Source organism: Primorskyibacter sp. S187A (genome assembly GCF_049800955.1).
In the GTDB taxonomy this organism is placed as follows: Bacteria; Pseudomonadota; Alphaproteobacteria; order Rhodobacterales; family Rhodobacteraceae; genus JAKVBH01.
Genome location: NZ_JBNAGA010000003.1, coordinates 176,399 through 188,197, shown reverse-complemented (window position 1 = coordinate 188,197; position 11,799 = coordinate 176,399). Strand labels below are relative to the sequence as shown.

Annotated in this window: 11 protein-coding genes; 7 read left to right on the top strand and 4 right to left on the bottom strand. The window is 60.0% G+C overall.

Annotation, left to right across the window (positions count from 1 at the left end):
• Positions 1 to 1,140, top strand: coding sequence for a rod shape-determining protein RodA (rodA, locus tag ACP15S_RS18245; protein ID WP_425041106.1), 1,140 nt, complete (start codon positions 1 to 3; stop codon positions 1,138 to 1,140).
• Between the two features lie 12 nt (positions 1,141 to 1,152).
• A complete protein-coding gene (locus ACP15S_RS18240; protein ID WP_425041105.1) occupies positions 1,153 to 2,082 on the top strand; it encodes a 2-hydroxyacid dehydrogenase in 930 nt (309 codons plus the stop codon).
• 130 nt (positions 2,083 to 2,212) lie between these two features.
• On the opposite strand, the gene ACP15S_RS18235 is transcribed toward ACP15S_RS18240, so the two are convergent.
• A complete protein-coding gene (locus ACP15S_RS18235; protein WP_425041104.1) occupies positions 2,213 to 2,995 on the bottom strand; it encodes an SseB family protein in 783 nt (260 codons plus the stop codon).
• A complete protein-coding gene (locus tag ACP15S_RS18230) occupies positions 2,992 to 3,591 on the bottom strand; it encodes a uracil-DNA glycosylase family protein (protein ID WP_425041103.1) in 600 nt (199 codons plus the stop codon). The genes ACP15S_RS18235 and ACP15S_RS18230 overlap by 4 nt, the downstream gene beginning before the upstream one ends.
• Positions 3,592 to 3,752: 161 nt before the next feature.
• Between ACP15S_RS18230 and ACP15S_RS18225 the strand changes: the two genes are divergently transcribed.
• From ACP15S_RS18225 to ACP15S_RS18210, 4 genes are all read left to right on the top strand, one after another.
• Positions 3,753 to 4,469, top strand: coding sequence for a trypsin-like serine peptidase (locus ACP15S_RS18225; RefSeq protein WP_425041102.1), 717 nt, complete (start codon positions 3,753 to 3,755; stop codon positions 4,467 to 4,469).
• A 167-nt stretch (positions 4,470 to 4,636) separates the two neighbouring features.
• Positions 4,637 to 5,296 carry an ABC transporter ATP-binding protein gene (locus tag ACP15S_RS18220; protein ID WP_425041101.1) on the top strand — a complete coding sequence of 220 codons (660 nt, stop codon included), beginning with the start codon at positions 4,637 to 4,639 and terminating at the stop codon, positions 5,294 to 5,296.
• Positions 5,274 to 6,920, top strand: a complete 1,647-nt coding sequence (locus ACP15S_RS18215; RefSeq protein WP_425041100.1) for a capsule biosynthesis protein — start codon at positions 5,274 to 5,276, stop codon at positions 6,918 to 6,920. Before ACP15S_RS18220 ends, ACP15S_RS18215 begins: the two co-directional genes overlap by 23 nt.
• 54 nt (positions 6,921 to 6,974) lie before the next feature.
• Positions 6,975 to 8,471 carry a phosphomannomutase/phosphoglucomutase gene (locus tag ACP15S_RS18210; RefSeq protein ID WP_425041099.1) on the top strand — a complete coding sequence of 499 codons (1,497 nt, stop codon included), beginning with the start codon at positions 6,975 to 6,977 and terminating at the stop codon, positions 8,469 to 8,471.
• Here ACP15S_RS18210 and ACP15S_RS18205 read toward each other — a convergent pair whose 3' ends face one another.
• Positions 8,472 to 9,131 (bottom strand): sulfotransferase family 2 domain-containing protein, encoded by a 660-nt coding sequence (locus ACP15S_RS18205; RefSeq protein WP_425041098.1) that lies wholly within the window; start codon positions 9,129 to 9,131, stop codon positions 8,472 to 8,474.
• Positions 9,132 to 9,190: 59 nt separating this feature from the next.
• Complete coding sequence (locus ACP15S_RS18200) at positions 9,191 to 10,090, bottom strand: DMT family transporter (RefSeq protein WP_425041097.1); 900 nt, start codon at positions 10,088 to 10,090, stop codon at positions 9,191 to 9,193.
• A 78-nt stretch (positions 10,091 to 10,168) separates the two neighbouring features.
• On the opposite strand from ACP15S_RS18200, the gene ACP15S_RS18195 reads away from it, so the two are divergent.
• The gene (locus tag ACP15S_RS18195) at positions 10,169 to 11,797 is read left to right on the top strand and encodes an AMP-binding protein (protein ID WP_425041096.1); all 1,629 of its coding nucleotides are present in this window, start codon (positions 10,169 to 10,171) and stop codon (positions 11,795 to 11,797) included.
• The last annotated feature ends 2 nt before the right edge of the window (positions 11,798 to 11,799 follow it).

Genomic DNA, 11,799 nt, shown 5'->3' with positions numbered 1-11,799 from the left:
ATGTCCTACTTGGAATACCGTGTCAAATACACGCCCTCGGGCTGGCGCAAGGTTCTGTATCTGAACTGGCCTCTGGCCTTGCTGCTCTTCGCGGTCTCCTGCGTTGGGTTCCTGATGCTCTATTCCGTCGCGGGTGGCTCTTTCAGCCCTTGGGCGGAGCCGCAGATGAAGCGCTTTGCCGTGGGCTTCGTGATGATGATCTGCGTGGCCATGGTGCCAATCTGGTTTTGGCGCAATATGGCTGTGCTGGCCTATTGCCTCTCCATCGCTCTGCTCATTGGCGTAGAACTTTTCGGCGCCGTCGGCATGGGCGCGCAGCGATGGATCGATCTTGGTCCGCTCCGGCTTCAACCCTCGGAAGTCACGAAGATCACGATGGTGATGTTACTGGCGGCCTATTACGATTGGCTCCCGCTCAAACGCACGTCACGGCCCATCTGGGTGATGATCCCGGTGCTTTTGATCTTGCTGCCCACCTTCCTCGTCTTGCGCCAGCCAGACCTCGGCACAGCCATCCTCCTCTTGTCCGCAGGCGGTCTGGTCATGTTCATCGCGGGGGTGCATTGGGCCTATTTCGGCGCCGTGATCGCCGGGCTGATCGGCCTGATCACGGCTGTGTTCCAATCCCGGGGGACCGAGTGGCAATTGCTCAAGGATTACCAGTTCCGCCGGATTGATACCTTCATCGATCCGGCCTCAGACCCGCTCGGCGCAGGCTATCATATCACGCAATCCAAGATAGCCTTGGGCTCCGGAGGATGGACAGGACGCGGCTTCATGCAAGGCACGCAATCGCGCCTTAACTTCCTGCCTGAAAAGCACACAGACTTCATCTTCACGACGCTGGCGGAGGAATTCGGCTTTCTGGGCGCCTTCTCGCTCTTGGCCCTTTATGTGCTGATCATCGTGTTCTGCGTCATTTCCGCGATCAACAATCAAAACCGCTTCGCCTCGCTTTTGACCTTCGGCATCGCCATCAACTTCTTCCTGTTCTTTGCGGTCAACATGTCGATGGTCATGGGCTTGGCACCTGTGGTGGGTGTGCCCTTGCCGCTTGTGAGCTATGGCGGGTCTGCCATGATGATCCTGCTGCTGGGCTTCGGCCTGGTGCAATCGGCCCATGTGCACAAACCAAGGTAGGACCAGCGCGCCATGATCAATGTCTTGTTTGCCGCCCGGAGTGAACGGTGGGATCAATACGAAACGCCCCTGCGCGCCGCCTTCACCGAGGACGGGCTTGACGTCGACCTCCGACTGGATTTCCCGCCCCACGAGGTGGATTACATCGTCTACGCCCCCAATTCACTCCTGCAGGATTTTACCCCCTACACTCGCGCCAAAGCCGTCCTCAATCTCTGGGCGGGCGTGGAGGCTGTCGTGGATAACCCAACCCTGACCCTCCCGCTCGCGCGCATGGTCGGCGGCGGCTTGACCGAAGGCATGGTCGAATGGGTCACCGGCCATACGCTCCGGCATCACCTCGGCATGGACGCCCATATCATCAATCCCAGCCATGCGTGGCGCCCCCGCGTGCCGCCTCTGGCGTCCGAGCGAAAGGTCACGATATTGGGCCTCGGCGCTCTGGGGCTCGCCTGTGCCAATGCTCTGACAAGCGTCGGCTTTGAAACCCACGGCTGGTCACGCAGCCCAAAAGCCGCACCGGACATCATCTGCCACCATGGAGCCGAGGGGTTGCGCCCTTCCCTTGACCAAGCGCAGATCGTGATCCTGCTCCTGCCCGATACACCCGCGACACAGGACATCATGAACGCCGAAACACTCAGCTGGCTTGCTCCCGGCGCCGCGCTCATCAATCCCGGGCGCGGCCCCCTGATCGACGACACGTCGCTGATCGCAGCCCTCGATAGCGGCCAGATTGGCCACGCAACCCTCGACGTCTTTCGCACCGAACCCCTGCCCAAAGATCACCCCTACTGGGCGCATCCCAAGGTCACGGTCACCCCCCATGTGGCCTCAGAAACACGGCCCGTCCTCGCCGCCCAAGTCATCGCCCGAAATATCTCAAACGGCGAGAAAGGCGCGCCCTTTGAGCATCTGGTCGACCGACGCCTGGGCTATTGATCAAGCCTGAGAAAGCGCCCTTCCCTTCTTTTGTCACCAAATACCTTGGGGTGAGCGGCCGAAGGGCGCGAGGGGCAAAGCCCCTGCCAAAAAATCCTGCGCCCGCGCCAGCGGGCACAATCAAAATACCTTACTTCAAGAGAGGCGGACGATCGGGGTCCGAACCTGGCGCGGCGCGCGGTGCGGGCTGCTCTGCTTGCGGCAAGTCAAATCGCAAACCATGGCGTGCGAGCACTGCTGACATGCTGTGGCTTTCATCGAAAAACGCAACGTCCAACGCCGCCGCATCAAGCCCCGAAAAGGTCAAGGCATCCTGCACTGCAAGAGCCAGCGCGCCCTCAGCGCCGGGCACAACGCCGACAAATCCCAGCAGATGTCCGCGTGCCCCGCTGTCGTATTGCACCCCGACCAGATAGGCCATACGCGCCAACCCCGACGCGGCGGCCAACCGGCTGTCGAGCGCTTTCAGAAGCCCCTCCGGCAACCCCTTGGGGGGAAAGACATCTTCCGGGCGTCCCTCTGCCTGCGTTGGCCGCGCTTCCAGAGCGCCGGCGAGCCAGTCCACGATCTCGGCGGGCACCATCATGCTTGAGGGGGCCACATCGGGGTTCAGGGCCAGCCCGACGTTTTGGTTGGCCAACATCTCGGCAAGCGCCCGGCCCGACAGCGCGACATAGGGCACAATCCGGTCAGCAAAACGTGCCAGACGCTCTTCGGTATCAAAGACCAGCACAAAGCGCGCATCACCCAGATCAAAGATCTCAGGGACAATCTGATCTCCCTCAGGCTCTTGCGACAGCATGACAAAAAGCTCCGCCGCCGCCAGCCGCCCATAAAAGCTCACCTGTGCAGCCTCGTTCTCAGGCGCGGCCGCAAAGGCGGCATGTGCCTGATCAAGCATTGTCTCCGTCATTCCAAAGCCTCCTCTACCCGCGCGCGCAAGGCTGGCAACAGCTCCGCGTCAAACCATGGGTTTTTCTTCAACCATGCCGTATTGCGCCAGGACGGGTGGGGCAAGGGAAAGAGCGAAGGCGCATGGGTGCGCCACGCCTTGACCGATTGCGTGACGCCGACCTTTTCCGGCAGATGATACCGCTGCGCATAGCCGCCCACCAGCAACGTCAGATCAAATGCCCCGATCTCCGCCATGATCCTGCCCCGCCACGTTCGCGCACAAAGCGGCGGAGGCGGCAGATCTGATCCTTTTGCATCATAACCCGGGAAACAAAACGCCATGGGCAAGATGGCAAAGCGCTCGGGGTCATAGAAAACATCCTCGCTAACCCCCAGCCACGCGCGCAACCTGTCGCCAGAGGGATCCGTGAAAGGTCTGCCCGACGCATGCACTCTCGCCCCGGGCGCTTGCCCCACCAGCAGGATCCTTGCACCCGGGGCATATTGAAAAACAGGGCGGGGCTCATGGGCTGTATGCGTCGCAGCAAAGCGATCCGCGCAAAGCTCGCAGCGCGAAATCTCCGCAAAAACGTCAGGGCGGGTGGCCTCTTCCATCGTCCCTGCCTTCCCTTTTTCTCATGAACACATCTGCGCCCGAGATAGCTGGCCCGATGCCCCGCGAAGTCGAGTACTCGCGGATATCGTCGTCTCGTGCGTCTCACATTACACATAGATTTTAGGACCATGACAGAGGCGCAATGTGTTACCCATGCGGCATGACCAGACGCTGCATTCTCATCGTGACCACCCTATCGCTCCTCTTGTGGGGCGCGCTGCCCGGCGCAGCACAATCCCCAAAACGCAACGCGCTGTCACTCAACGAGGCCGCAGACTTTCAGGCCGTAGGACGGATCAACCGAGGACGGCTCAACACGCCAACCTTGTGCACCGGCACGTTGATCGCGCCGCAATGGGTTCTGACCGCGGCCCATTGCGTCCAGGACATGCCGCGCCCGATCACCATCCTCTTCGTGGCCGGGCGGCATGGCGACGATTTCGCGGCCGCCAAGCGCGCGCAAGCCATTTTCCTCGACCCACGGCGCGCGCCACAAGCCGGCATGACCCCCGATCAAATCCCCTTTGATACAGCGCTGCTGAAACTGACCGATCCCATCACAGACATTTCCCCCATTCCGCTGGCCTTGCCCAGCGCGCCTCTGCGCCCTGCCACACCTCTCAATGTCGTGGCTTACTCAAACGAGGATCGTGATGTGCCAACGGCCCAATTCGCTTGTCTGACGGCGCCGATACAACTGCCACTCATCACAACTGATTGCGAAGTTGTCGCCGGCAATTCGGGCGCGCCGCTATTGCGGCGAACACATACGGGTTGGGAAATCGTCGCCGTGCTGGTGGGTCGTAATGCGCCCGGGCCGCGCGCCTCGGTCGCGGTAGTGCCGGGCCAGCCCCTGCTGGACATCATGGCCAAATGAGCAAGATGCCTGCGCTTTGAGCATGCGCCGCAAGGTCATTTGTTCTGATTTGGACACATTTGTTGGATTTGCCGAAGACTAGACGTCATAATGTGAACAAATTTAATGCCTAACACCCCATTAAGAAAACTCCGGTAAGGAGATGGTAGCCCGTTGGAGCAGTTTAGGTGCTAGAGTTCGAGAATGTGAGCAAGTCCTTCTGGACCGGGACGCAGCGCAAGGTGATCCTTGAGCGCGCGTCTTTTCGCGTCGAACTCGGTCAAAGCTTGGGCATCCTCGCGCCCAATGGCACGGGCAAGACCACCTTGATCAAGATGATGGCAGGGCTTGAAAAACCGGACGAAGGCGAGATCCGCCGAGACTGCAAGGTCTCCTTCCCGCTTGGGTTCATGGGCGGGGTTGTCAGCAAGCATTCCGCCCGCGAGAACGCACGATACATTGCCCAGCTCTACGGGCTTGATCCCGACTACGTTGAAGCGTTCTGCCGCTGGCTCTGCGGTCTCGAGGAATATTTTGACCAGCCCATGGGCACCTATTCCTCAGGCATGCGCGCGCGGTTCACGTTTTCGCTGATGCTGGCGCTGGATTTCGATATCTACCTGATCGATGAAGGCATGCCGAATTCAACCGATGCGGAGTTCAACCGGAAAGCCGCCAATATCCTCGCAGAACGTCTGCGGACAACAACAATCATAATCGTCTCACACCAACCGCAAATTCTCGAGCGTTTTGCCCGCAAGGCCGCGGTCATGGTACACGGGCAATTGCACATGTTTGAGACACTCGAAGAAGCGAAGCAGCTCTATGACTACGAAACCCAAAGCTAAAAAGTTTCGCATAAAGCGCTCCGCAGGAACGGGGCCCGCGGCCAACACCGCGCCGCCGCCGGCGGCCGCGCCGGATGTGCCTGTTGATCCGCAAAACTTTGGCGCAAATACCCCGATCGGCGAAAAGCCATCTGAACCACAAGCGCCGACGCCCCCCCTGCGTGAAGGCGACGTTGCCTCCGCCCAGCAGGTTGCAGGCGAAACTGACATCGACGCCATCCGGCGCGAAGGCCTGACGGGACGCCAGTTGCGCATGGCAAGGCGTCAGGCTCAAAAGCACGGCCTTGCCGTCACGTCAGATTTTGATGCGGTGCGCCAGCTGCGTGAACGTGGGATCAACCCGTTCCAACGCGTGAACATGCTCGAATTGGTTGTGCCCGAGGGTCAAAAAGAAGCTGAGGCGCCGTCTAAACTGCCCCAGACAGTTCCTGCGGGTGAGGCCAATGTTCCTTCCACCGACACCGCGAGCCCAATGCAGCGCCGTGTCCGGGAAGTTGCTGAAATTCAAAGAGATATCGCGCGCCGTCGACGCCAGAAATCCTTGATGCTGGTCACTCGCCTGCTGTTTTTCGTTCTGCTCCCGACGTTCATTTGCGGCTTCTATTTCTACTTTGTGGCCACCCCGATGTACGCCACGAAATCGGCCTTTCTGATCCTCAAAGCGGAGAGCGGCCCCTCCAGCGCGACATCACTTTTGTCCGGGACGCAATTTGCCACCGCAACCGATGCGATTTCCGTTCAGGATTACCTGACATCGAAAGACGCGATGATCCGGCTGGACGAGGATTCCGGTTTTGCCTCCCATTTCGCACAGGATTGGATAGATCCCATTCAGCGCCTGTCGCCACATGCATCCAATGAAGTCGCCCACAAACTGTATCAGAAAAACGTCAAAATTGGCTTTGACCCGACAGAAGGCGTGATTCGAATGGAAGTGCGCGCAGCTGATCCAGCCGTCTCTGCGCAATTCTCGGAGCGCCTGATCACCTATGCCGAGGAGCGTGTGGACAGCCTGTCACAACGCAAGCGTGAAAATCAGGTGCGCGATGCCGAGCGCAATCTTGTTGAAGCCGAACAGGCGCGGCGCGAAGCGCAGGAACGGCTGGTCCGCTTGCAGCTTGAGAATGACCTCATTGATCCCGAAGGCGAGATCACCTCGCTGCGCACGCAGATCAATACGTTCGAGACACAGCTGCGCGAAAAGGAAATCGAGCTGGCCGCCCTTCTTGATAACTCGCGCCCAAATCGCGCGAAAGTTGATGGCACACAGGGTGATATCCGGCGGTTGGAGGACACGCTCAGCCGCCTGCGGAATGAGATGACCCAGGTCAATTCAGATGGGCGATCCCTCGCTGAGCTGGCCTCTCGCGTGCAACTGGCTCAGGCCGATGTGGCGACACGAGATCTGATGCTCACAGCTGCTTTGGAGCAGCTGAACCAGACCCGGCGCGATGCCAATTCGCAGGTGCGTTACCTGACCACCTCCGTGGAACCGGTCGCGCCGCAAGATCCGTCTTACCCGCGCAAGTTCGAAAACACGATGCTGTCGCTGCTGATCTTTTCAGGCATCTACTTGATGCTCTCCTTGACGGCCTCGATCCTGCGCGAACAAGTCACGGCGTAACGACGACCCCTGCCGTTTACCAGCCGCAGCCATTCCCTTCAGAAAGACCAAGACATGCACAAACCCCTTCATGACGTAGCGCCGAACACCTGGGATTTTCTCAAACGTCCGATGATCAAGCCCACCGGGTTTCGCGAATATGATGCGCGCTGGAAGTTCCCCGAAGAGATCAATCTGCCCGGCATGACCGCGCTGGGGTTGGGTCTGGGCACACAAATGCATCGTCGCGGCATTGATCCCGTGATCGCAGTGGGCAATGATTATCGTGACTACTCGCTGTCGATCAAAAACGCGCTCATGCTGGGGCTGATGCAGGCGGGCGTGACCGTCAAGGATATTGGCCCCGCCCTCTCGCCCATGGCCTATTTCTCGCAGTTTCACCTCGATGTCCCCGCTGTGGCGATGGTCACGGCGAGCCATAACCCCAATGGCTGGACCGGCGTGAAGATGGGGTTTGAACGCCCCCTGACCCATGGTCCGGACGAGATGGCCGAGCTGCGCGACATTGTTCTGCAGGGCGATTTCGAACCTCGCAGCGGCGGCGCTTATGAATTCGTCGATGGCGTCCAGGAGGCTTATCTCGACGACCTTGTGGGTGATTTCAAGATGACGCGACCGCTGAAGGTTGTCTGTGCAACAGGCAATGGCACAGCCGCCGCCTTCGCGCCCGCGCTCTTTCGACGGATGGGCGTTGAGGTTGTCGAGAGCCATTGCGAACTGGACTACACGTTCCCGAACTACAATCCCAATCCCGAAGCGATGGAGATGCTGCATGACATGGCAGGCTCCGTCAAAGCCTCCGGCGCAGATCTGGCCTTGGGCTTCGATGGAGATGGTGACCGTTGCGGCGTTGTGGATGATGAAGGCGAAGAGATTTTTGCGGACAAGGTCGGCGTCATTCTCGCCCGCGATCTCTCCAAGCTGCATCCCGGCGCCACCTTTGTTGCCGATGTGAAATCGACAGGTCTGTTTGCCTCTGATCCCGAACTCAAAGCCAACGGCGTGACGGCGGATTACTGGAAAACCGGCCACAGCCACATGAAGCGCCGTGTCAAAGAGATCGGGGCCTTGGCGGGCTTTGAAAAGTCCGGCCATTACTTTCTCGCGGAGCCAATCGGCCGCGGCTATGATTGCGGCATGCGCGTGGCCGTTGAGATCTGCAAGTTGATGGATCGCAACCCGGACAAATCGATGTCGGATCTGCGCAAGGCACTGCCGGTCACCTATTCAAGCCCGACCATGTCGCCCTATTGCGCCGACACAACCAAATACGCCGTGCTCGAGCGGCTGGTTGAAAAGGTCCAAAACCTGGCCGAGGGCGGCGGAAGCCTGGGGGGCACAAAAATCGAAAAGGTGGTCACGGTCAATGGCGCCCGCGCCATTCTGGCCAATGGCGGGTGGGCGTTGGTCCGCGCGAGTTCCAATACGCCCAATCTTGTTGTGGTGTGTGAAAGCCCTGAAAGCGACGCGCACCTACGGGCAATCTTTGAAGATATCGATGCAATCATCCGCACCGAGCCTGAAGTTGGCGATTACGATCAGACCTTGTGATCAAGGCACGCCGCCGTCAAAGCTGTAGCCAAAGCGGGCAATGTCCTCGGCGCACAGCTCTGCAACGAGGGCAGCAAGGGTGTCTGTGTAGTAGACGCGATAATCCCTTTCGCGCGCAGAGGCATTGCTGCGCGCGACGTCTAACTTGAAGCCCAAATGCGCCTCGACCGGCGCAAGATCATCGCGAAGATGTTCCAGCCGCACATAGGCCTGCGCCCTCTCCTGCCCTGACGCATCCGTCATATAGTGGCGTGCGGGCGTGTTGCGTTGAGCGCGGGCAGTGGCCTCATCTCGCACAAACCCATCGAAATCCGCCGATTGCGCCAGAGCGACGGCCGGATGCGCAAAGCTTTGCGCCCGCAACCAATGATAATAGCTGACCAATCTGTCCCACGGATTGCGCACGAGCGTGAAGCAGAAGAGTTGTTCCAGCTCACCCGGGTCAACCAATCCCTCGATGTCAGCCAAAGTGGCATGTTTCCAAAGCCTGCCCCGGGTCTCCAACCCTTTGAGCCGCCCCTTGCGCCGCTGCGCCTTGGGCGTATCGCCGATCAGGATGTCATCGGCCTTGGCCCGCGCCTCAAGGGCCAGTGACAAGGCCGTCCCGCCGGTTTTAGGAATATGCACGAAGATATAGCGGCGACCGCGCGAGATAATCATGCGCGCAGCCTAGAGCCAAACTCTGGCAAGCTGTATCGGAAATTATGCCGTTCCGGCACTTAGTCCGCAGGCGCGCGCAAGGCAATGACAATACCTGCGCCGCAGATCAGAGCGATACCGATTGCAGCCGTGGCGCTTACGAGCTCGCCAAAAAAGAGCCACGCAAAAAAGGCTCCGAAGACGAAAACGGAGTATTCAAAAACCGTGACGTAGGAGGCGTCACCCAAGCTGTAGGCGCGAAAGAGAAACCCCACGCCGATGACAGCGCCCACCGCTTGCACCGCAAGGATCGCCCAGCTCAGCGGCGCCATGGGCCAGACCCAGCCGCGTGTCACAAAATCACCCTCAGCGGCGCCCAGCACTCCAAGGGCCGCGAGGCCGATCACGCCCTGACACACAAAGAGCGCAAGCAACATCGACAGAACCGATTCGCCAAAGCAGATGGTCCGCGTGGCGATCACGCCGAACGCATAGAGAAACCCGCCAACAACCGGCATCAGCATCGCAACCGATGGCGCATCGCCCCAAGGCTCGATGACCAGCAAAATGCCCAGAAAGCCAAATGCCACGGCCCCGATCCGCCACGGCCCAACCTTTTGGCCAAGGACCATGGCTGTTATCAGAAGCACAAAGATCGGCGAGGTAAAGAGGCCCGCCAACGCCTGCGGTAAGGAGATGACGGCCAGCGCACCGAAGTAAAACACCATGGCCGTGGCAATGACGCCGCCGCGCAACGCAACGGCCCAGAGCCTGCGCGGCCACACGCTTCCCAGCCCCCACCAGGCCGCCAGCAGAATGAGCGGAACACTCATGAGCGAGCGAATAAAGTAAAACTGCCAGATGCCGATGTCGCGCGCCAAAGGCGCGATGGTGTTGTCCACGGCGCCGATAATGGCCATGCCCGTCAGCATGGACAACGCCGCGGCGCGGGGTCGAGTATCGGAAGGGTTCGCACTCATACGGGCATGAAGCTCTATTGCGGCAATTGGCGCGCGCCTTATAACGACTCTCAGGGTCGTGAACAGGGAGAGCGCACGATGGGTTGGATGGCAGACGAAACCGGATTGGAGAAATGCGCGGCGAATTACGTGCCGCTGACGCCTTTGTCGCATCTGCGGCGCGCCGCGCGCGTGTTCCCTGACAAGCTCGCCGTGGTCTATGGCCCCCATCGCAAGACCTATGCGGAGTATTATGCGCGTTGCTCACGACTGGCCTCTGCCCTGACGAAAATGGGCGTGGCGCCGGGCGACGTTGTGGCGACGCTGCTGCCCAACCTGCCCGCGCAGGCCGAGTCGCATTTCGGCGTGCCCGCCTGCGGTGCGGTGCTCAACACGATCAACACGAGGCTCGATGTTGATACGGTCGCCTATATCTTTGACCACGGAGGCGCGAAGGTCGTTCTCGTGGATCCCCAGTTCCTGCCGCTGGCGGCTGAAGCGCTGGAGCGGATGGAGGGGCCCAAGCCCAAGCTGATCGAAGTGGCCGATGATCATGGCGGCGTGCATGCCCATGGCCATTACATGGAGTATGAGGCCCTGCTGGAGACCGGCGATCCCGATTTCGCGTGGCATATGCCCGAGGACGAGTGGGAAAGCCTTGCGCTGAATTACACGTCCGGCACCACGGGACGCCCCAAAGGCGTCGTCTATCACCACCGGGGCGCCTATCTGATGACCATGGGCACGGTTGTGTCGTGGCGAATGGTACTGAATCCTGTCTTCATGGCGATTGTCCCGCTGTTTCACTGCAATGGCTGGAACCACACCTGGATGATGCCCGTTCTGGGCGGCACATTGGTGTGCTGCCGCGATATCACGGCAGAGGCCATCTACGACGCGATCGCTGATGAAGGCGTAACGCATTTTGGCGGCGCGCCGATCGTTCTCAACATGATCGTGAATGCCCCCGAAGAAGAGCGGCGCGATTTTGAACACGTGGTCGAGGTCTTTACCGCCGGTGCCCCGCCCGCGCCTGCGACGCTGGCCAAGATCGAGGCCCTGGGCTTCAACGTCACGCAGGTCTATGGCCTCACGGAAACCTATGGTCACGTCACCGAATGCCTATGGGACGAGTCACGTTGGGACGGGCTGGAAGGCGACGCGCGCGCAGCCATCAAGGCCCGGCAGGGTGTGGCCTTCCCCATGATGGAAGACATCACCGTGATGGACGCCAAGATGGAGCAGGTTCCCATGGATGGGGCGGCGCAGGGTGAGATCATGATGCGTGGCAATTCCGTCATGAAAGGATATCTCAAGAACCCCAAGGCCACGGAAGACGCCTTTGAAGGCGGCTACTTTCATTCGGGCGATATCGCGGTGCAGCACCCCGATGGCTATATCCAGATCGCCGACCGCGCCAAGGACATCATCATTTCAGGCGGCGAAAACATCTCGTCGGTGGAAGTTGAGGGTTGCCTCATGGGCCATGATGCCGTGTTGCTCGCCGCTGTCGTCGCCAAGCCCGACGAGAAATGGGGCGAGGTTCCTTGCGCCTTTGTCGAGCTCAAGGATGGGCATGCCGTGGAGGCCGATGAGCTGATTGCCTTCACCCGCTCCAAACTGGCAGGGTTCAAAACGCCCAAGGCTGTTGTCTTTCAGGAACTTCCAAAGACCTCCACGGGCAAGATCCAGAAGTTTGAGCTGCGCAAGGTGGCGCAATCGCTCTAGCC